This is a genomic window from Micromonospora sp. NPDC049171, from assembly GCF_040648275.1.
Lineage (GTDB): Bacteria > Actinomycetota > Actinomycetes > Mycobacteriales > Micromonosporaceae > Micromonospora.
The window spans coordinates 631,775-652,275 of the sequence record NZ_JBEZDJ010000001.1; the positions used below are offsets into that span (position 1 = coordinate 631,775).

A 20,501-nucleotide genomic window follows, 5' to 3' on the forward strand; every position below is an offset into this window, starting at 1 on the left:
GTCGACGACTTGACCAGGTCGATGTCCGCCGGGGTGCCGCCCGCGCAGGCCAGCGTGGTGCTGAACGGGAAGTAGTGGATCTCGCCGCCGCGGTGCTCCAGCGTACGGGTGATGACGCTGCCCTCGGTGTTGCTGGCCGAGAGGTCGGTGAGGCTGGCGTTGGGGGCGTAGATGGTGCCCTCGACCGTGGCCGCCCCCGGGGTGAGGGTGAGCGCGGTGGCGGTCGGGAAGTTGAACAGGATGTAGGACGCCTGCGGGCCGCCGATGCCGGCGAAGTTCGGGGCGGTCCAGGCGAAGTCGTTGCCAACGCCGCTGGTGTCCACGTTGACCAGTAACGGGGTGTCCGCGGTGGGCTGGCTGGCGAAGGTCAGCGTCTGAATGTTGTTCAGATCGCCCGCGCTGAGGTTGAGCACGTTCGTCACACCGGGGGTCAGGGTGACCACGGCGTTGCTGCCCGCCGGGATCGGCCGGGGCAGCACGTCACCGTTCGGTGTGCGCAGCACCACCGTGTTGTCGCAGGTGGCCAGGCCGGCGGTGGTGTCGCGGAAGCTCGCGAAGGCTCCGGCGAAGTTGATCGGGGAGGCGGGCCCGACGCTGGCGACCGGCTGCCGGGTGACCAACTCGACCCGAGGGGCGGCGTCGTAGTTGTCCGACGGCAGGATCCGGGTGTTGACCTGGGCGCCGTTGTTGTCGGTGTCCCGGACGAACGTGCCGGTCAGGTCGCCGACCTTGGCGTACCCGCTGTTGAGCACCTGGAGCCGGCTGCCGCCGACGCTGCCGGCGAAGTTCACCCGTCCGCCCACGACCAGGGCCGTCGGGTTGGCGTCGCCCGGCACGACGAACGACCCGGCGGTCGCCCCGGCCAGCTGGTAGCCGCCGAAGGTGAGGTCACCACCGACGGCGAGGGTGCCCTCGTTCTCGTTGTCGAACACGCCGGCGTTGCCCTCGGTCATCACCCCGAAGCTCAGCGCCTCGGCGACCGGGTTGATCGGCCCGATGGCCTCGGCCGCGACCAGGACCCGGTTCAGCGGGGGTTCGGGTGGCATCGGTGCCAGCAGGGTGTTGACTGCCAGCACGCCGCCGACGGCAACCAGCGCCGCGGCCCGTGACCTGCGACCACCCCACGAAGAAATCCTCATCACGCCCCCGTTGTGTCAGATGTGCCAGGGGAGCGTATAGGGGCAAAAGGGCATTTGATGGGCTTTTGTCCGCTTTGGTGGGTCGACTGGCCGCAGCCGAGATCGTCCCGGGTGGCAGGCCGCGCGGGCCGGACAGGTTCACCTCCGGTCCGGCCCGCGCGCGTTCGCACCAGCCCAGGTGTCACCCCTTGTGCTTCTCCTGGCACGGCACGCAGAAGCGGACATGCGGGAGGACTTCGAGGCGTTCGGCCGGGATGCTCTTGCGGCACCTCTCGCAGGCGCCGTAGGTACCATCCGCGATCCGGCCCAGCGCGCCGGTGATGTGCTCGATGTGGCGGCGGGTGGCCACCAGCAGAGCGGCCAGGTTGTGGGCCTCGCCCGGGTCGCCGGTGTCCGCGGTGAGTTCGGTCAGTTCCCGTAGCCGAGCCGTCTGCGTCGCGAACTCGTCCGCCAGGGACGCTCGTAGATCAGCCAGCCAGCCGTGCTCGACAGCGCGTTGATCGATGCTCATGGTCTGCCCTTCAGAAGAACGAGGAAAAAGAAAAAGGGCCGAAGCTTGAGTAGCTTCGCCCTGCGGTCGTTTCGGGATGCAACGATTCCGCGGGAGGGCCTCGGCCGGTGCGCGCCAGGCTCGACGTCCCGCGCGTGGGCACGATGTACAAGGCGCCGACGACCGGCACTCCCATGCAGGCCTTGCCGCGCGGAACCGTCACGACGCGGACAGCACTGCCAGCCGTCACGTCAGTGACGGCTGGCGAGCGGAAGGTCACCCACGGCATGCCCCCACCATAGGGCGGCGGATGCCCTAAAGCCAACGTCCCCTGATCCATGATCAACGCATCGGGACGGGCGATGGCACCCCGGGCGGCATCGAACTTCTGAGCACAGTCGAGGCACGGGACCGGTGACGCGTCACCAGCACGGCGAGCAGCGTCCTCGGCCGATCACCGGAGAACGTCGAACTGCGGGCGCCGTGGCGCCGTGTTTATGATCGACGACCCCGACCGGGGACGGCCGCGCTGTTCGGCCGGGAGTAATGAGGTGAGGTGCGCGACGGTGATCCGCGAGGCGTACGCCTGCTGGGTGCGCGAGCCCGGCGCGGCGGAGATCCGGCCGGTGTCGCTGCCGACGCCCGGCCCCGAGGACGTGCTCGTCCGGGCCCGCTACTCCGGGGTCAGCCGGGGCACCGAGACGCTTGTCTTCGCCGGCCAGGTGCCCCCCGACCAGTACGCCGCGATGCGCGCGCCGTTTCAGGAGGGCGACTTCCCCGGCCCGGTCAAGTACGGCTACCTCAGCGTCGGCGAGGTCGAACAGGGCCCGCCGGAGCTGCTCGGACGCACCGTGTTCTGCCTGCACCCGCACCAGAGCGCGTACGTCGTGCCGGCCACCGCCGTGGTGCCCGTACCGGACGGGGTGCCGCCCGCCCGCGCGGTGCTCGCCGGCACGGTGGAGACCGCGATCAACGCGCTGTGGGACGCCGCGCCGCTCGTCGGCGACCGGGTCACCGTGATCGGCGCGGGCATGGTGGGCTGCTGCGTCGCCGCCCTGCTCGCCCGGTTCCCCGGCGTGCATGTCGAGTTGGTCGACATCGACTCCCGCCGGGCCGGGGTGGCCGGCGCGCTCGGCGTCGGGTTCGCCCCACCGGCCGACGCCAGCGGCGACCGGGACCTGGTCGTGCACGCCAGCGCCACCGGCGCCGGCCTGCAACAGGCACTGGACCTGCTCGCACCGGAGGGCACGGTCATCGAGCTGAGCTGGTACGGCGACCGCCCGGTACAGGTGTCGCTGGGTGGGGCGTTCCACTCCGGTCGACTCACCGTACGCAGCAGTCAGGTCGGCATGGTCGCTCCCGCCCGGCGGGGACGGCGCAGCTACCGCGACCGGCTGGCCCTCGCCCTGGACCTGCTCGACGACCCGGCCTTCGACGCGCTGATCACCGGCGCGTCCCGGTTCGCTGAACTGCCCGACGTGCTCGCCAGACTGAGCACGGGCGACCTGCCCGCCCTCTGCCACCTCATCACCTACGACGACGGGGAGTGACCGTGTTCAGCGTGACCGTTCGGGATCACATGATGATCGCCCACAGTTTCCGGGGCGACGTGTTCGGTCCGGCCCAACGCCTGCACGGGGCGACGTTCGTGGTGGACGCGACGTTCCGCCGCGCCGACCTGGACGCCGACGGCATCGTCGTCGACATCGGCCTGGCCACCGAGCAGCTGCGGGCCGTACTGGGCGAGCTGACCTACCGCAACCTCGACGACGAGCCGGCCTTCGCCGGGGTGAACACCACCACCGAGGTGCTGGCCCGCACCGTCGCCGACCGGCTGGCCGAGCGCGTGCACGCCGGTGACCTGGGCGCGGGCGCCCGCGAACTGGCGGGAATCACCGTCACCCTGCACGAGTCGCACGTCGCCTGGGCCAGCTACGAGCGGGCACTGTGATCGATGCGGGCCGGGCGGCACCCACCGCCGGCTCGGGTGGCACCGGCCGTACGGTGCACGTCGTCCTGCCCGGCGACATCGACGACCCGGCCACACCCAGTGGCGGCAACACCTACGACAGGCGCGTCTGCGCGGGCCTCGGCGAGCGTGGCTGGGCGGTGTACGAGCACGCGGTGCCCGGGGCCTGGCCGAGCCCCGAGCCGGCCGAGCGGGCGGCGCTGGCCGGGGTGCTGGCCTCCGCGCCGGACGATGCCGTGCTGCTGCTCGACGGTCTGGTCGCCTCGGCCGTGCCGGACCTGCTCGCCCCGCACGCCCGCCGGTTGCGCCTGGTCGTTCTCGTGCACATGCCGTTGGACGGCGAGGTGGAGGGCCGGGCGCTGGCCGCCGCGCGGGCCGTCGTCACCACAAGCGAGTGGACGCGCCGCCGCCTGCTGCTGCGCCATCCGCTGCGGCCCGACCGCGTCCGGGTCGCCCGACCGGGGGTGACGTCGGCGCCGCCGGTGCCTCCCGGCCCGACTGCCGGCAACCGGCTGCTCTGCGTGGCCGCGGTCACCCACCACAAGGGACACGACGTGCTCGTCGACGCGTTGACCGTGCTGCCCGAGGTGCCCTGGACACTTGTCTGCGCCGGCACCCTGACCCGGGAACCCGAGCTGGTGCACCGGCTACGCGACCAGCTCGCCGGCGCCGGCCTCGCCGACCGGGTCCGGCTGGCCGGCCCGCTGACCGGCGCGGCACTCGACGCCGCGTACGCCGCCGCCGACCTGCTGGTGCTGCCGTCCCGGGCGGAGACGTACGGCATGGTCGTCACCGAGGCGCTGGCCCGCGGCCTGCCGGTGCTCGCCACCGAGGTGGGTGGCCTCCCCGAGGCGCTCGGCCGCGGCGCCGACGGCGATCTGCCGGGACTGCTGGTCCCGCCGGACGACCCGGCCGCGCTGGCCGGCGCACTGAGCTGGTGGTGGGGCGACGACGTGCTGCGGGCCCGGCTGCGGCGGGCGGCTCTCGCCCGGCGCGACACCCTGACCGACTGGACGGTGACCGCCGCGTCGCTGGCCGCCGTGCTGGAGGAGGTGGCGCGATGACCGTCGAGGAGACCATGCCGTTCGCCGACTGGCTGCGGCTGCGCGAGCCGGCCGACGCGGCGGCGCGGGCCGAGGACCTGGTGGACGCCGTCCGCCCCCGGCTCACCGGTGCCGCCCCGACGGTGGTCCACGACCTGGGCAGCGGCACCGGCTCGATGAGCCGCTGGCTGGCCCCCCGCCTGCCCGGCCCGCAGCACTGGGTGCTGCACGACCGCGACGCCGACCTGCTCGCCCGCGCCGCCGAGGGCATGACCGGGGTGACCGCCGCCGACGGCGCCCCGGTCACCGTGACTGTCCGGTGCGGCGACCTCACCCGGCTCAGCGCCGCCGACCTGGCCGACGGGTCCCTGGTCACCGCGTCCGCGCTGCTGGACATGCTCACCGCCGAGGAGGTCGAACGGGTGGTGGCCGCCTGTGTCGGCCGGCCCACCCTGTTCGCCATCTCGGTCACCGGCCGGGTCCTTTTCACCCCGACCGATCCGCTGGACACGGCGGTCGAGGCCGCGTTCAACGACCACCAGCGGCGTACCGTCGGCGGCCGGCGACTGCTCGGCCCGGACGCCGTCGCCGCCACCGCCGCCGCGTTCGCCCGACACGGCGTGGACGTGCGGGAACGGCCCAGCCCGTGGCGGCTCGGCCCGGAACAGGCCGACCTGGCCGCCGAGTGGTTCCGGGGTTGGCTGGGCGCGGCCTGCGCGCAGCGTCCCGACCTGGCCGGCCCCGCCCAGGCGTACGCCGAGCGGCGGCTGGCCGACGCGGCGGCCGGTCGGCTCAGCGTGCTGCTCGAACACACCGACCTCCTCGCGGGTGGATGAACTGTTCACGCCCTGGGTACGTGGACTAGGGCAAGAGAACGATCTTCAAGGGGAGGGCCGGCGTCGATGTTCTGGGCCTGGGCACGAGTGGTCGGTGGGGTGGGTCTGCTCACCGTCCTGTTGTGGCAGGTGGGCACCGGCCCGTTCCTCGCCGGGGTGCGGATGATCGACGCGCCCGCGTTGGTCGCGGCGCTGTCCATCGGGGTGCTCACCACGGTCTGCGCGGCGTGGCGGTGGAGCCTCGTCGCCGGTGGCCTGGGCGTGCGGCTGCCGCTGGCGACCGCGGTGGCGCACTGCTACCGGGCCGTCTTCCTCAACGCCACCCTGCCCGGCGGGGTGCTCGGCGACGTGCACCGGGCGGTCCGCCACGGCCGGGACGCCGGGGACGTCAGCCGGGGCATCCGCGCGGTGGTCTGGGAGCGTACCGCCGGGCAGGTGGTGCTTGTCGGCGTCGCGCTGGTGGTGCTCGCCGCCTTCCCGTCCCCGGTGCGGACGTATCTGCCCGTCGCCGCCGCGCTGCTGGTCGCGGCCGGACTGGTCGCGGTGCTGCTGGCCCGGGCCGTACCCAACGCCGGCCCGTCGCGCTGGGCGCGGGCACTGCGCACCGCCGGGGCGGACGTGCGGTCCGGGCTGCTGTCCCGGCGCACCTGGTTCGGGGTGCTGATCGCCTCCACGGTGATGGTCGCCGGTCACCTGGCCACCTTCCTGGTGGCGGCCCGCACCGCCGGATCCGACGCCCCACTGGCACGGCTGCTGCCGTTGACGCTGCTCGCCCTACTCGCCATGGGGCTGCCACTGAACGTCGCCGGCTTCGGCCCCCGCGAGGGGGTGGCCGCCTGGGTGTTCGGCGCGGCCGGCCTCAGCGCGGCCGAGGGCGTCGCCACCGCCACCGTCTACGGTGCCCTGATCCTCGTCGCCAGCCTGCCCGGAGCCGCGGTGCTGCTGGTGCGACGGAACCGACACCCGGTCGCCGCCCGGGAAGCCGTCCCCGACGGCGGCTGTTGAGTCGGTGGTGAGGAACACGCGTCGCCGCGCGTCGGTGGCGCCGGACAGAGGAGTCCCATGCCCGCAGCATTGCCGGTTGCCACGATCCGTACGCAGGTCACGGTGCCGTTGACGTTTCCCGACGGCTACACCACGACCGTCCGGGTGTTCTCCTTCAAGGGCCTGGTGGACGCTCGGGAGCACCTCGCCCTCGGCCTGGGTGACTGGGCGGGCGCCCTGGACCGGCTCGCCGCCGGGGGAGAGCCGCCGCTGGTCCGCCCGCACAGCGAGTGCCTGACCGGCGACGTGTTCGGCAGCCAACGCTGCGACTGCGGGCCGCAGTTGCGCGAGGCGGTGCAGCGGATCGCCGCGACTGGCGGTTTCCTGCTCTACCTGCGACAGGAGGGACGCGGCATCGGCCTGTACGCCAAGCTCGACGCGTACGCGTTGCAGGACGCCGGGCTGGACACCTACCAGGCCAACGTGGCGTTGGGGCGGGGTGAGGACGAGCGGGACTACACCGCCGCCGCGCAGATGCTCGCCACGTTGGGCGTGCCACGGATCCGACTGCTGAGCAGCAACCCGGACAAGGCCGCGCAGCTGACCCGCCTCGGCGTGGACGTCGCCGAACAGGTGCCCACGAGCGTCTTCCTGTCCCCGGCCAACGCCGACTACCTGGCCGCCAAGGCCGCCAAGGCGGCGGGGGTCATCTCGGCCGCGCCCGACCTGCCTGTCGACAAGTGAGTGGCACACCGGCGCCGAGGCGGCCGTACGTGCTGCTCAGCTGCGCCACCTCGATCGACGGGTACATCGACGACGCCTCTGACCAGCGGCTGCTGCTGTCCAACGACGACGACCTGGACCGGGTCGACGCGGTGCGGGCCAGCTGCGACGCGATCCTCGTCGGGGCCGGCACCGTTCGCCGCGACGACCCCCGGTTGCTGGTGCGTTCCGCTGACCGCCGGGCCGAACGGGTGGCGTGTGGTCGGCCCGCCTCGCCCACCAAGGTCACCCTGACCGCCCATGGTGACCTCGACCCGACCGCCCGGTTCTTCACCGCTGGTAACCCCACCCGGCTCGTCTACTGCGCCACCGGCGCGTTGGAGAAGACCGAGGAACGCATCGGTCGACTGGCCACCGTGGTGGACGCGGGGGAGCCGGTCGACCCGGCCTGGCTGCTGACCGACCTGTACGCGCGGGGCGTACGGCGGCTGATGGTGGAGGGTGGCGGGACGGTGCACGCCCAGTTCCTCGCCGCCGGTCTCGCCGACGAACTGCACCTGGTCGTCGCCCCGTTCTTCGTCGGCGACGGCCGGGCGCCCCGGTTCGTCGGCGAGGGGCGCTTCCCCTGGCACCCGGGCCGGCGCGCCCGGCTGGCCGAGGTCCGCCAGATCGGCGACGTGGTGCTGCTGCGCTACGCCCTCTCCGACCGCTGCACCGAAAGCTGACGCCGGCTGCCCATGCCGGAGGCGCGTCACCGGGGCGTTGGCAGGCGGCGGGCGCCGGGGCCCTCGCGGCCCAAGACGTCGCGGGGGTTGGTCAGGTGGCAGGCCCGCAGGGAGAGGCAGCCGCACCCGATGCACGCGCTGAGGTCGTCCCGAAGTGCCCGCAGGTGCGCGATCCGAGCGTCGAGGACGCCGCGCCAGTCGGCGGACAGGCGAGCCCAGTCGTCGCGGGTGGGGGTGCGCTCGCTCGGCAGTCGATCGAGGGCCTCCCGGATCACCGTGAGCGAGATGCCGACGTGTTGGGAGGCCCGGATGAACGCCACCCGGCGCAACGTGTCGCGGCTGTACCTGCGCTGGTTGCTCGGCGTCCGGCTGCTGCGGATCAGGCCCTTGCGCTCGTAGAAGTGCAGCGCGGAGATCGCGACGCCGCTGCGGTCGGCGACCTGGCCGACGGTGAGTTCGTGGAGCGTGGTGCGAGCCCTGGGCATGAGACCAAGCCTAGGGCTTGACCTCAATCGAGGTTGAGGCCAGAGAATCGGCGGCGTCCAGAGCCGCGAATCAGGGAGCACCCTCATGGCACACGTTCTCGTCATCGGCGCCACCGGCAAACAGGGCGGTACCGTCGCCGACCTGCTGCTCCAGCACGGCCACGACGTCGTCGCCTACGTGCGGTCGCCCGCGTCGCCCGCCGCGGTGGCGCTGTCCACCGCCGGAGTCCGGCTGGTCACCGGCGACCTGGCCCACCCCGAGGGCCTGACCGACGCCGCCAAGGGCGTCGACGCGATCTTCGGCCTGTCCGTACCGTTCGGAACCGGCGGTAGGGACGAGGAGGTCGCCCAGGGCCGCCACCTGGTCGATGTCGCGGCCCGCGCCGACGCGCACCTCGTCTACTCGTCGGTGCGCGGCGCCGGCCGGTTGGCGGCTACCGACCTCGACCACGCCGACAGCAAGCGACTCGTCGAGGCGTATCTGCGGGATCAGCAGGTCAGGGCGACGGTCCTCGGGCCGGTGTACTTCATGGAGAACGCGCTCAACGTCGGGTTCAGCCGCCTGACCGACGGTGTCCTGGCCAACCCGCTCACCGCCGGCAAGCCGCTGGACCAGGTGACCGTCCGCGACATCGCCGGCCTCGCGGTGCACGCCATCGAGCACCCGGACCGGTTCGTCGGCGAACGGATCGACGTCGCCTCCGACCTGGTCACCGGCGACGAGGCGGCCCGCATCCTCGGCGACGTGCTCGGCCGCGAGATCCCGTACCAGCAGATGCCGTTGGACCAGGTCCGGCAGTGGGCCGGCGACGAGATCGCCGACATGTTCCAGCGCTTCGAGGAGAACACCGACTTCGTTGACATCGACGGGCTGCGCGCCAGGTACCCGGAGGTGACCTGGCACCGCTACGCCGACTGGGCCCGGACTGTCGACTGGGACCGCGTCCTCGCCGCCCGGCCGAGCTGGCAGTAGTCCGCCTACTGGCCGGGTGGGCGTACCGACAGGTCGTGGTGGAAGACGTCGCGGGGGTCCCACCGGGCCTTGACCTGTTGCAGTCGCGGGTAGTTTCGGCCGTGGTAGAGGGCGGGCCAGGCCCGGGTGTCGGTGCGGAGGTCGACGTCGGGGTAGTTGATGTACGCGCCGTGCGGGGGTACGCCGCCGGTGTCGGCGTACATGTCCCGGTAGAACTCGCGGATCCAGGCCACGGCGGCGGTGTCGGCGGCCGGGTCGGCCCAGCCCGCGAGGTAGAACAGCAACATCGACGCGTCGCGGTGGCTGGCGGCGGTGGCGGTCGGCGGCACGGCGTTGATCGCCCCGCCGTAGGTGTTGAGGCTCAGCGAGCCGGTCAGGAGGCTGTCGTCGGCGCGGGTGAGGTGGCGGTAGGCGACGTGCAACTGGCGGTCGGTCAGGGGTGTGCGGTGGAAGGCGGACTTGACCTTCAGCCGCCAACCCTTGCCGTCGTCGTCACTGTGCAGTGTCGCGGCCAGCCAGGGGAGCGTCTGCGCGGAGACCGTCGGGGTGACGCCGACGCCGTCGCCGAGCGCCACCACGAGCTCGTCGAGCAGGTGTCTGCTGTCATGCGGGACCTGGCCGGCGAGGGTGTGACCACCGGCCTGCGGGCGGAACAGGATCAGCTCCCCGTACAGGTGTCGTCCCCGCGAGTCGGGTGCGCTGTTGCGGGCGCACCACCTGCCGAAGTTGCCGGCGAGCCGGCAGAAGCCCGCCTCGTCCATGCCGGCCCACGGCCAGGTGACGGTGAAGTCCACCACCCGCGCGGGCGGCGTGGGCAGCGACCGGAACCAGTACCTGGTGACGACGCCGAAGGTGCCTCCGCCCGCGCCGGTGTGCGCCCACCACAGGTCGCGGTGCGGATCCGTCGGATCCCGGGTGGCCACCACCGCACGGGCGGTGCCGTCGCGGTCCACGACGACCACCTCGATCGCGGACAGGTGGTCGGCCGCGAGCCCGTGCAGGCGGGAGAGCCGACCGTAGCCGCCGCCCGCGACGTGGCCACCGACGCCCACACCCGGGCACGATCCACCCGGGATGGTCACCCCCCAACCGAGAAAGAGCCGGCGGTACGCCTCACCGAGCGTCGCACCCGCCTCGACGGCGAAGCCGTACCGTCGCGGGTCGTGGTAGACAGCGGTCAGGCCGGACAGGTCGATCACCATCCGGACCGCCGGGTCGTCCACGAACCCCTCGAAGCCGTGTCCGCCGCCGCGTACCGCCACCCGCCGGCCGGCGCGGACCGCGTCCTGCACGGCGGAGACGACCTGCTCGGTGGAGCCGACCACGCGCACCTCGTCCGGTGTGCCCACGAACCGTCGGTTCCCGCGACGGACGAGGTCCGCGTACCGGGGGTCGTCCGGCAACACCCGGACCGGGCCGAGTGGGGGCGGACAATCCGTCGGCGCCGCGGAGGCGGAGGCCGGGGACGGACAGAGAACGGCCGCGGACGCGACCGCGCCGGCGCGGAGCAGATCCCTGCGACTGGGCTGATTCATGCCGTCGATCCTGGGTGTCCGCCGTGGACGACGTGCAGTACTTTCGTCACACCGTGTGCCGTGACGAAAATGGGGGTGGCCGTGCTCAGCGGCCGGTGTGTCGAGTGCGACGCCGACCTGCCCGGCGGCTCCGGCCGGGGCCGCCCCCGCCGCTACTGCTCGCGCCGCTGCCAGGCCCGCGCGTACCGCTGGCGTCGCGACCACGGTCCCACCGCGACGTCGCGTCGCGTCCCCGGTCCCACCGCGACGTCGCGTCGCGAGCATGGTCCCACCGCGACGTCGCGTCGCGTCCCCGACCTGCCCACGCCCAGCGGCGGCGACCCCCGCGACCGGCTGGTCGGCCTCGCGGTCGAGCTGGCCGACTCCGAGGGCCTCGACGCGGTGTCCATGCGGGTGCTCGGCCAGCGCGCCGCGATGCCCGTCCACACCCTGTACCGGTACCTTCGCAACCGGGGCGAACTGCTCGCCGCGATGGCCGAGCGCATCACCGCCGCACGGATGCCCGGCGGCGCACCCGGGTGCGACGACCCGCGCCAACAGCTCGAACGGCTGGCCCGTGACGAGTGGACGATGTACCGGCGTCATCCCTGGCTGCTGGCCGTCCTCGCCACCGACCGGCCACCCACCGGGCCGGCCGTCCTCGCCATGGTCGACCGGTTCGTGGCGGCGTTCACCAGCGCCGGCTACGACGACGCCGCGGCGTTCCGCTCCTACCTGGTGCTCAGCGGCTACATCCAGGGCATGGCCCTGCTCATCCGGCGCGATCCGACCGACACCACCTACCCCGCCTGGTGGTCGGCGACCCGCGTCCGGCTGGAGCGGACCGGCCGCACCCAGCGGCGACCCTGGCTGGTCGCGGCCGGACAGAGCAGCCCCGAGACGGCCCTGGACACCTGGTTCCAGTTCGGCCTGCGCCGGCTGCTCGACGGCCTGCTGTCCGGCCCGGCCCGATAGGGTGGCCGGCGTGCCGCGACTCGTGCAGATCACCCCGGACAACGTGGAAGCCGCCTGCCGGGTGAGCGTGCGACCGGACCAGGAGAAGTTCTCGTCTCCGGTCGCCTGGTCCCTCGCCGAGGCGTACGCGCAGCCCGACGTCGCGTGGCCACGGCTGATCGTCGAGGGTGACGAGATCGTCGGCTTCCTGATGGGCTTCTTCGACATCGTCTGGGACCCGGCTCGCCCCGACGACAGGCGCTCGGGCCTGTGGCGGCTGAACATCGCCGCCGAGCACCAGGGTCACGGGTACGGCCGCTTCGCGGTTCGGGCCGTCTGCGCCGAGGCGCGCGAACGCGGGCACGACCGCGTGTTCACGACGTGGGAACCGGGGGCGGGCGGCCCGGAGCCGTTCTACCTGAAGCTCGGCTTCCGTCCCACCGGGGAGACCAGCGGCGGCGAGGTCGTCGGCGAACGGCACCTGACCGACTGATCAGCGGTGCGGCGTTGCCTGCGTACGATGCGGGGTCGAGTTCCCCTCGTCGCGCGGAGGTATCGGGCAGATGGCAGGCCAGCACGAGGGTTTCGCCCTCGGCGTCGACCTCGGTACGTCCAACACGGTCGCGGTGCTGCGCTGGCCCGACGGGCGGACCCGCCCGCTGCTGATGGACGGTCAACCACTCAGCCCCTCCGCCGTGTACGCCGACCCGGACGGCACCCTGCACACCGGGTGGGACGCCCGGCGGTTGGCACAGACCGACCCGGGCCGGTTCGAGGCGAACCCGAAGCGCCGGGTGGACGAGCCGACAATCGTGCTCGGCGACCGCTCGTACCCGCCGGCCGACCTGCTCGCCGCGGTGCTGGCGGCGGTCGCGCGGGCCGCGGTGGGCGCCGTCGGCTTCCTGCCCCCGGCCGTGCTGACCTGCCCGGCCGCCTGGGACGCGACGCGGCGGCAGGTGCTCGCCGACGCCCTGCTGCTGGCGGGCTGGCCGCAGGTGGCCGAGCACACCCTCGCCGGGCCGACACCGCCGGGCACCCGGCTGCTGCGAGAGCCGGTGGCCGCCGCCCGCTACTACACGCAGGTGCTGCATCGTCCGGTGCCCGTCGGCGACGCGATCGCGGTGTTCGACTTCGGCGGCGGGACGCTCGACGTCGCGGTGCTGCGCAACGAGGGCGCGGACCCGTGGGGTGACTCCGGGTTCAGCGTGGTCGCCGACGGTGGTCTGCCCGACCTGGGCGGGCTGGATCTCGACGCCGCCCTGGTGGGTCGGGTCGGCGAGCTGCTCGGGGAACGCCACGCCGCGCAGTGGGCCCGGCTGCTCCGGCCGGCGGACCCGGCGCAGCGCCGCGACCAGGTGCGGCTCTGGGACGAGGTACGAGGTGCGAAGGAGACGCTGTCCCGTTCGACAGTGGCGCCGGTCGCGGTGCCGGGGGTGGCCGAAGCCGTCCAGCTCACCCGGGCCGACGTCGAGCGGGTGGCCGCGCCGCTGCTGCGCCGCGCGGTGGACCGGGCCCGGGAGGTGATCGCCGCCGCCGGGCTCAGCCCCGACCAACTCGCCGGGCTGTTCCTGGTCGGTGGCTCGTCGCGGATCCCGCTGGTGGCCCGGATGCTGCACACCGAACTGGGGGTGGCGCCGACGGTGCTCGACCAGCCGGAGCTGCCGGTGGCCGAGGGCGCGCTGACCGACCTGCCGCTGCGCCGACCACTTCCGGCGTACGCCGGGCCACAGCTCGCCCCGCCGACCCCGGTGAGTCCGCCCGCACCGGCTGGGTCGGTCGGAGCGGCTGGGCCTGTCGGGCTGGCTGGGCCGGCTGGGTCGGGCGGGGACGTGCCGCCCGTACCGTCGCAGCCCTGGCCGGGCCCACCCGCGCCGGCGGGCCCGGGTTGGGCGGGCGCACCGCCGGCGGGACCGCCCACGCCGGGCCGGGCGGGCGCGGCGCGCTGGCGGCGGGCGCGTTGGGTGGTGCTGGGCGCGGTGCTGGCCCTGCTCGGGGTGGGCACCGCCGCGACGCTGTACCTGACCCGGGACCGCTACCCCGATCTGGAGTTCACGTCGCTGCGCGAACTGTCCCGGCCGAAGGCCGGCGGCGAGCGGCCGGCCGGCATGTGGACGGCGGTGCTCGGCGACCGGGCCTACCTCGGGTACCCGCTGCCGGACGACCGGCTGGAGGTGGTGGCGGTCGACACCGGCACCGGTGACGAGCTGTGGCGCAGGGCGACAGACGTGCGGGCCGACGACTGGGAGGCGATCATCGCCGTTCCCGGGGCGGTCGCGGTCCTCGCCGACGCACCGGGCGACAACACCCCGCGCCCGTTGGCCGTCCTCGACGGTCGGTCGGGCACGCAACGCTGGCAACGCGCGGTCCGGGGCGACGACGAGATCTACTTCGCCGACGACACGGCGGTGCTGGTGGACCGTGCCGCGGCCCAACTGGTCGGCCTGCGCCTGAGCAACGGCGCCCAGAAGTGGACCCAGGCCAACCCCCGCGACCAGTACGACAGCAGCCGCACCGTGGTCCGGCCGGTGGGCAGCGACGAGGCGGCGGGCGGACCGGCCTTCCTCGACGGCACGCCCCGCAACCCGTGGACGAGCAAGGGGCGGCGACTCGTCCAGGTGGGTGCGGACCGGTCCGTGCGGCTGCTCGACATGACCTCCGGCAGGGTGCTGCGCCAGTGGGGCAGCGTCGCCGACCTCGACGATCTGGTGGTCGCCCACGAGGACCGCCTGTACGTGGTCGCCAACGAGGGCGGGTACCAGTTGCTGGCGTACGACCTGGGGTCCGACGCGGAACCGGTGGTGCTCTACCGCTCCGGGAACGACGAGCAGCGCGCGAAGGCACTTGTGGCGTGCGGTGAGCGGCGGGCCTGCCTGTTGCAGGTGCCGAACAACGACGTCCAGCGCACCGAGGTGGTGGCGGCCACCGAGGGTGAACGCACGGCCCACTGGCCGGCGCCGGGCGTGACCGACCTGGTGCCGGTGGGGGAGCAGGTGCTCGCCCAACGGGAGTACCCGGAGCCGACAGTCACCCTCTTCGACGCCGCCGGCAAGCCGGTGTTGCGCGACCGGGGTGGGGTGGCGGTCCGGCTGGACGAGGGCAACCTGCTGGTCTTCGCCAAGGCACCCGGCACGGTCGCGGACAACCGCGTACTGGCCGGGGTGTGGACCGAGTCCGGCGAGGTCGACGAGTTGGGCGAGCTGAAGGACGTCCGCAGCGCGTCCTGCTCGTGGAACACGCACGTGATCGCCTGCGGCGCGGACGAGGACTTCGTCCTGTACCGCTTCACCAAGGACTGACCCCACCGATGCGGCGGTCACCTCGTACGATGCTTCGGTGAATCTTCGGGGTACGGTCCGCGCCGATCGTCCGTTGGTGGTGCTCGCCGTCGGGGAGGAGGCCCGCTACCTTCCGCCCGGGTTGCCGGTGCTGCTGACCGGCATGGGCAAGGTGAACGCCGCCAGCGCGGTGGCCGCCGTGCTGGCTGCCGGGCCGCGCCCCAGCCTGCTGCTCAACCTGGGCACGGCGGGTGCGCTGCGCCCGGGGTGGGCCGGCACCCACGAGATCGCCACCGTCCTCCAGCACGATCTGGACACCGACCTGCTGCGGACGCTCACCGGGGAGACCTGCGGTGCGCCGCTGACCCTGGCCGCCGAGGGTGCCGTGCTGGCCACCGGCGACACGTTCGTGGCCGACGACGCGGCGCGGGACCGGTTGGCGCTGCGTGCCGACCTGGTCGACATGGAGGGGTACGCGGTGGCGTGGGCGGCCGCGCAGGCGGGTGTGCCGTGCCGGCTGGTCAAGCAGGTCAGCGACGAGGCGGGCGACGGCGCGGTGCGCAGCTGGCAGGAGTCGGTGGACGCGTGCGCCCGGGCCCTCGCCGAGTGGGCCGGCCAGCACCTCGCCTGACCGTCGACGGTCATTCGGCGGGCCCTCGCGGTCGGAGCCCCCGCCTGGTCTCCCGGCTGTGCCCCCTGGGGAGCAGCACGTGCACGGCCAGCCCGAGGGCCACGATCGCGGTGACCAGCACCGGTGGCCAGCGGCCGGCCCAGGGCAGCAGCAGCAGGGGCAGCAGTTGCGAAGCCACTCGAACCCACGGCACGCGGGCGGACAGCAGATAGGCGAACAGGACCCGGCCGAGCACGAACACCAGGGGTCCGCCGATGATCAGGACCAGCCACCGCACCGGTGTCGTTCCGGTGGGTCGGTCGACGACGAGGTCGAAGGAAGCCGCCGTGACGAGCACGCCGACCAGGAGCACCAGATGGGAGTACGGAGCGATCCGGGTGGACCGGCCGGGCTCCGACGAGGCCGCCGTTTCGAGCAACTCGCCGGCCCGATAGACGTAGATCTGCCACAGCAGCAGCATGATGGCGAACGCGCAGAGCAGCGCGGTGATCCTGGAGCTGTCGAAGTCGCTGCGGCTCAGCTCCAGGGTGGGCACCAGGATGATGTCGCCGAGGGCCAGGATGACGAACTGCTGGTACCGCTCGCCCAGGTGGCCGGTGGTCCGGTCGTACTGGTCGAGAGGCACCCGGCCGAGCCACGGTGTGGGGTAGCGTGCCGCCGCGGAGAGCAGGTCGATGGCGATCGCGGTGGTCCAGATCCACCACCGCGCGGTGCCGGCCAGCGCCCCGACGATCCAGAGGACCCCGGACACCAGGAACCAGAACAGGAACCGGGTGGCTCGCGCCATGGCCGCGGGGTGCTGCTGCCGGTACAGGGCGCTGAGCAGGACGATGCCGCGCACCACGTGAGTGCCGACGTAGGCGAGTGCGAAGGCCAGGGACTGCCCTCCGGTAACCATCGGCAGCGATGCCGCCATCCCCACCGATCCGACCATGGCGACCATCAGGATGGCCTGGATGGGGCGCTGCTGAGGGTCGTAGAACTCGGTCGTGGTGGAGGTGACCGACCAGGTCCACCAGATCGCGACGAGCAACAGCGCCACCGACGCGCTCTGGGCCCAGGACGTCTGGTCGGCGAGCAGCTTCGAGGTCTGCGCGAGCGCGGCCACGAAGACCACATCGAAGAGCAGTTCCAGCAGCGTCGCCCGGGTCGACCCGTCCAGACGGCGTACCAACGCCGGGGTGCCTCCGGTGGTCATGCCCGGCCTCCCGCCGTGTCTTCCGAGAATTATCGGCGGCCCCGGCGCGGACGTCCCCGGATCGGCGATTCCCGCCAAGTGGGGAGGAGAGGGATCGGTGCCCCCGGGCGCGGTCAGGCGTCGTCGGTTCGCCGGACGTTCAGCCCCGGCGCGGTCTCCCGGTCTCCGGCGGGGACGACGATGTGACCGGCCAGCGCGAGCGCCACGACGACGGCGACCAGCAGCGGCGGCCAGCCGCCGGCCCACGGCAGCACCAGTAGTGGCGTGAGCTGCCAGGCCACTCGCCGCCACGGCACGACCCAGGACACCAGCAGGGCGAACAGAACGCGACCGAGCACGAACAGCGTCGGGCCGCCGACGATCAGCACGAGCCACCGCACCGGTGTCGTTCCGGTCGGATGGGCGACGACCATCTCGAACGAGGCCGCCGTGGCGACCACACCGGCCAGCAGGACCAGATGGGTGTACGGAGCCAGCCGCACCGGCCGGTGCGCCCGGGCCTCGGCCGCCACCATCAACTCGCTGGCGCGGAAGACGTAGACCTGCCAGAGCAGCAGCATGGTGGCGAATGCGCAGAGCAGGGCGACGACCCGGAGAAACCGGAGTTCGCCCCGGCTGACCTGCAGGGTCGGCAGCAGGACGATGTCGCCGAGGGCCAGGATGACGAACTGCTGGTACCTCTCGCCCAGGTGCCCGGTGATCCGCTTGTACTGGTCGATGGGCACCTTGCCCAGCCGGGGCGTGGGGTAGCGGGCCGCCGAGGCGACCAGGTCGATCGTGATGGCGATGGTCCAGAGCCCCCAGTTCGGACTGTTCGACAGCGCGCCGGTGACCCAGAAGACGCCGGACACCGTGAACCAGAAGAGAAACCGGGTGGCCCGCTCCCTGGCCGTCCGGTGCCCCTGCCGGTGCAGGACGACGACCAGGATGACGCAGCGGGTCACGTGCGTGCCGACGTACGAGAACACGAAGAGCAGCAGGTGCGCGACGCTGACCATCGGCAGCGCCACCGCCATCCCCACCGAGCCGACCATGGCGATCATCAGGACGGCCTGGATCGGGCGCTGCCGCGGGTTGTAGAACTCGGTGGTGGTCGCGGTGAGCGACCAGGTCCACCAGATGGCGGTCAGCATCAGCAGCACCTTGGCGCTGCCGGCCCAGGTGCGCTCCTCGGTCAGCAGGGTCGACAGCAACGCGAGGGCGGCCACGAAGACCACGTCGAAGAGCAACTCCAGCAGCGTGGCCCGGGTCGACCCCTCCATCCGGCGTACCAGCGCCGAATTTTCTCCGGTGGTCATGCCCGGCCTCCCGCCGTGTTTCCGAGGATTATCGGCGGCGTCGGCGGGGCCCGTCCCCGGATCGGCGATTCCCACCGGCCGGGGAGGGGACGGCCCGAGGTTGCCACGGCGCCGGACCCGGGGCGATGCTTAGGGGCATCCATCATGCTCGATTCTCGCGGAGGCTCGGATGCGCCGCTCCCCGCTCGTCGCCCTCGTCCTGACCACCCTCCTGCTCGTCACGCCCAGCACGGCGCGGGCCGCCGTCCCGGACCGGGCCGCCGACGCGGCGGCCACCCTGACCGGGGTACGCACCGCGGGCACCGCCTGGGGGCTCGACCCCGCCACCGGCCGGATGACCCTCACCGTCGACGACACCGTGGCCCCCGGCGAGCTGGCCGCGTTGCGGACGACAGCCGACCGGGCCGGCGTGCTGCTGCGCCGCGAACCCGGAACGTTGCGCCCCCTGATCGCCGGTGGGCAGGGCATCTACGGCGGTGGCGCGCGCTGCTCGCTCGGCGCGAACGCGCGCAGCGGCAGCACCTACTACGTGATCACCGCCGGGCACTGCACCACCACCGCCGCCACCTGGTACGCCGACAGCGCGCAGACCACCGTGCTCGGCACCCGCACCGCCACCAGCTACCCCACCAACGACTACGGGCTGATCCGCTACACCGGGCGGATCGCCCACCCGAGCGCGGTCTACACGTACCCCGGTCTGCTGACCATCAACGGCCCCGGCACCGCGTACATCGGTCAGGCGGTGTGCCGCAGCGGCAGCACCACCGGCGTGCGCTGCGGCACCGTCACCGGTCTGAACCAGACCGTCAACTACGCCACCGGCGTGATCTACGGCCTGATCCGCACCAACATCTGCGCCGAGCCGGGCGACAGCGGCGGTCCGCTCTACGTGGCCTCCACCGGCACCATCCTCGGCATCCTCTCCGGTGGCAGCGGCAACTGCACCTCCGGCGGCACCACCTACTACCAGCCGATCGGGGAGGTGCTGGCCGCGTACGGGCTGACGTTGCCCTGACCGGCGAGGTGTGACGTATGACGGGTTGCCCGTCTCGCGCCCGAACACCTAGGCTCGGCGGCGCCCAGGATCCCCGCCGCGAGGACGTGTGCCCCGATGCCGACCGACTCCCCACCTGACGACGCGACCGTCCCGGCGGGCCCCGCGCCGATCGAGGTGGCCGCGGTCGGGGAGACGATGGTGGTGCTCTGTCCCGCGCCGGGTGAGCCGTTGGAGCATGCCGACCGGGTCGCCGTCTCGGTCGGCGGCGCGGAATCCAACGTGGCCGGCTACCTGGCGCGGCTGGGGCACCGGGCGGCCTGGGTGAGCCGGGTCGGCGACGACCCCTTCGGCCGGGCCGTCGTCCGGCACGTCGCCGCGACCGGCGTCCGTGTCGACCAGGTCAGCGTGGACCCGGCCGCCCCCACCGGCCTGTACGTCAAGGACCCGGGCCCGGAGGGCACCGCCGTGCACTACTACCGGGCGGGCTCGGCGGCCTCCCGGATGGATCCGGGCACGCTCGCCGCCCCGGGTCTGGCCGGTGCCCGTGTGCTGCACCTGTCCGGCATCACGCCGGTGCTCTCCGCGTCCTGCCGGGCGCTTGTCGAGCACGCCGTGACGGACCGGCCGCTGGCGGGGGCACTTGTCAGCTTCGACGTCAACCACCGGGGCCGGTTGTGGCCCGCCGAGCAGGCCGCTGGGGTGCTGCGCGACCTGGCCGACCGCAGCGACCTGGTCTTCGTCGGGCAGGACGAGGCGGAGACGCTGTGGGGCACCGCCGACCCGCTGGCCGTACGCCGGCTGTTGCCCGGGCCGGAGACGGTGGTGGTCAAGGATGGCGCGGTGGGCGCCACCGCACTGCGCCGGGACGCCGAGCCGATCTTCGTGTCCGCGCCCCTGGTGACGGTGGTGGAGCCGGTCGGCGCCGGAGACGCGTTCGCGGCCGGCTACCTGGCCGGGCTGCTGCGCGACCTCGACCCCGTGCGCCGCCTGCGCCTCGGGCACCTCGTCGCCGCACAGGCGTTGACCAGCAGCGGCGACAACGCCCCGGTCCCGCCGTGGGCCTGGTTCGAGCGGCTGGTCGACGCCCCCGTCGAGGCCTGGTCACCGCTCGATCTGACCGGGGCCCTGGCGACGACCTGAGTCAGGCCGTCGCCGTCCGACCGGGCCAGGTGCGGCGGTCGATCGGGCCAGGTCGAAGGCCGGCGGGGCCCGGTCGGCGGTCGACGGCCAGTAGGCAACAGATTCACCGCGATCTCGGATGGAG

Annotated in this window: 20 protein-coding genes and 1 pseudogene; 14 read left to right on the forward strand and 7 right to left on the reverse strand. The window is 73.3% G+C overall.

Annotation, left to right across the window (positions count from 1 at the left end):
• Positions 1-29 precede the first annotated feature (29 nt).
• From AB0B14_RS02570 to AB0B14_RS02580, 3 genes and pseudogenes are all read right to left on the reverse strand, one after another.
• A pseudogene (locus AB0B14_RS02570) lies at positions 30-1,016 on the reverse strand (choice-of-anchor A family protein); the annotation flags it as partial.
• Between the two features lie 304 nt (positions 1,017-1,320).
• Positions 1,321-1,650: a TraR/DksA C4-type zinc finger protein gene (locus tag AB0B14_RS02575; RefSeq protein WP_357063586.1), complete on the reverse strand. Its 330-nt coding sequence runs from the start codon at positions 1,648-1,650 to the stop codon at positions 1,321-1,323.
• A 10-nt stretch (positions 1,651-1,660) separates the two neighbouring features.
• Positions 1,661-1,918, reverse strand: coding sequence for a hypothetical protein (locus tag AB0B14_RS02580; RefSeq protein ID WP_357063583.1), 258 nt, complete (start codon positions 1,916-1,918; stop codon positions 1,661-1,663).
• A gap of 277 nt (positions 1,919-2,195) precedes the next feature.
• Between AB0B14_RS02580 and AB0B14_RS02585 the strand changes: the two genes are divergently transcribed.
• From AB0B14_RS02585 to AB0B14_RS02615, 7 genes are all read left to right on the forward strand, one after another.
• Positions 2,196-3,179 (forward strand): zinc-binding alcohol dehydrogenase, encoded by a 984-nt coding sequence (locus tag AB0B14_RS02585; RefSeq protein ID WP_357520818.1) that lies wholly within the window; start codon positions 2,196-2,198, stop codon positions 3,177-3,179.
• 2 nt (positions 3,180-3,181) lie between these two features.
• The gene (locus AB0B14_RS02590) at positions 3,182-3,580 is read left to right on the forward strand and encodes a 6-carboxytetrahydropterin synthase (RefSeq protein WP_357520820.1); all 399 of its coding nucleotides are present in this window, start codon (positions 3,182-3,184) and stop codon (positions 3,578-3,580) included.
• A complete protein-coding gene (locus AB0B14_RS02595) occupies positions 3,580-4,662 on the forward strand; it encodes a glycosyltransferase family 4 protein (protein ID WP_357520894.1) in 1,083 nt (360 codons plus the stop codon). The genes AB0B14_RS02590 and AB0B14_RS02595 overlap by 1 nt, the downstream gene beginning before the upstream one ends.
• The gene (locus AB0B14_RS02600) at positions 4,659-5,477 is read left to right on the forward strand and encodes a class I SAM-dependent methyltransferase (RefSeq protein ID WP_357520822.1); all 819 of its coding nucleotides are present in this window, start codon (positions 4,659-4,661) and stop codon (positions 5,475-5,477) included. Before AB0B14_RS02595 ends, AB0B14_RS02600 begins: the two co-directional genes overlap by 4 nt.
• Positions 5,478-5,543: 66 nt before the next feature.
• Positions 5,544-6,482, forward strand: a complete 939-nt coding sequence (locus AB0B14_RS02605) for a lysylphosphatidylglycerol synthase transmembrane domain-containing protein (protein WP_357520824.1) — start codon at positions 5,544-5,546, stop codon at positions 6,480-6,482.
• A 57-nt stretch (positions 6,483-6,539) separates the two neighbouring features.
• Positions 6,540-7,205 carry a GTP cyclohydrolase II gene (gene ribA, locus AB0B14_RS02610; protein ID WP_357520826.1) on the forward strand — a complete coding sequence of 222 codons (666 nt, stop codon included), beginning with the start codon at positions 6,540-6,542 and terminating at the stop codon, positions 7,203-7,205.
• Positions 7,202-7,909: a dihydrofolate reductase family protein gene (locus AB0B14_RS02615; RefSeq protein ID WP_357063565.1), complete on the forward strand. Its 708-nt coding sequence runs from the start codon at positions 7,202-7,204 to the stop codon at positions 7,907-7,909. Before ribA ends, AB0B14_RS02615 begins: the two co-directional genes overlap by 4 nt.
• A gap of 26 nt (positions 7,910-7,935) precedes the next feature.
• Here the strand turns inward: AB0B14_RS02615 and soxR are convergent, their stop codons facing one another.
• Positions 7,936-8,394 (reverse strand): redox-sensitive transcriptional activator SoxR, encoded by a 459-nt coding sequence (gene soxR / locus AB0B14_RS02620; RefSeq protein WP_357520828.1) that lies wholly within the window; start codon positions 8,392-8,394, stop codon positions 7,936-7,938.
• A gap of 85 nt (positions 8,395-8,479) precedes the next feature.
• Here soxR and AB0B14_RS02625 point away from each other — a divergent pair, with 85 nt between their 5' ends.
• A complete protein-coding gene (locus tag AB0B14_RS02625) occupies positions 8,480-9,367 on the forward strand; it encodes an NmrA/HSCARG family protein (protein ID WP_357520829.1) in 888 nt (295 codons plus the stop codon).
• 5 nt (positions 9,368-9,372) lie between these two features.
• Here AB0B14_RS02625 and AB0B14_RS02630 read toward each other — a convergent pair whose 3' ends face one another.
• Positions 9,373-10,902 (reverse strand): FAD-binding oxidoreductase, encoded by a 1,530-nt coding sequence (locus AB0B14_RS02630; RefSeq protein WP_357520831.1) that lies wholly within the window; start codon positions 10,900-10,902, stop codon positions 9,373-9,375.
• 69 nt (positions 10,903-10,971) lie between these two features.
• Between AB0B14_RS02630 and AB0B14_RS02635 the strand changes: the two genes are divergently transcribed.
• From AB0B14_RS02635 to AB0B14_RS02650, 4 genes are all read left to right on the forward strand, one after another.
• Positions 10,972-11,856, forward strand: a complete 885-nt coding sequence (locus AB0B14_RS02635; RefSeq protein ID WP_357520896.1) for a TetR/AcrR family transcriptional regulator — start codon at positions 10,972-10,974, stop codon at positions 11,854-11,856.
• Between the two features lie 10 nt (positions 11,857-11,866).
• Positions 11,867-12,328 carry a GNAT family N-acetyltransferase gene (locus tag AB0B14_RS02640; protein WP_357063553.1) on the forward strand — a complete coding sequence of 154 codons (462 nt, stop codon included), beginning with the start codon at positions 11,867-11,869 and terminating at the stop codon, positions 12,326-12,328.
• A 70-nt stretch (positions 12,329-12,398) separates the two neighbouring features.
• Complete coding sequence (locus tag AB0B14_RS02645) at positions 12,399-15,131, forward strand: Hsp70 family protein (RefSeq protein WP_357520833.1); 2,733 nt, start codon at positions 12,399-12,401, stop codon at positions 15,129-15,131.
• Positions 15,132-15,168: 37 nt separating this feature from the next.
• Positions 15,169-15,741 (forward strand): nucleosidase, encoded by a 573-nt coding sequence (locus AB0B14_RS02650; RefSeq protein ID WP_357520835.1) that lies wholly within the window; start codon positions 15,169-15,171, stop codon positions 15,739-15,741.
• 10 nt (positions 15,742-15,751) lie between these two features.
• Here AB0B14_RS02650 and AB0B14_RS02655 read toward each other — a convergent pair whose 3' ends face one another.
• Positions 15,752-16,939, reverse strand: a complete 1,188-nt coding sequence (locus AB0B14_RS02655) for a low temperature requirement protein A (RefSeq protein ID WP_357520837.1) — start codon at positions 16,937-16,939, stop codon at positions 15,752-15,754.
• 113 nt (positions 16,940-17,052) lie between these two features.
• Positions 17,053-18,237 carry a low temperature requirement protein A gene (locus tag AB0B14_RS02660; protein WP_357520838.1) on the reverse strand — a complete coding sequence of 395 codons (1,185 nt, stop codon included), beginning with the start codon at positions 18,235-18,237 and terminating at the stop codon, positions 17,053-17,055.
• Positions 18,238-18,406: 169 nt separating this feature from the next.
• On the opposite strand from AB0B14_RS02660, the gene AB0B14_RS02665 reads away from it, so the two are divergent.
• On the forward strand, positions 18,407-19,255 hold the full coding sequence (locus AB0B14_RS02665; protein ID WP_357063541.1) for a S1 family peptidase: 849 nt from the start codon (positions 18,407-18,409) through the stop codon (positions 19,253-19,255).
• Positions 19,256-19,351: 96 nt separating this feature from the next.
• A complete protein-coding gene (locus tag AB0B14_RS02670; RefSeq protein WP_357520840.1) occupies positions 19,352-20,377 on the forward strand; it encodes a sugar kinase in 1,026 nt (341 codons plus the stop codon).
• Positions 20,378-20,501: the final 124 nt, after the last annotated feature.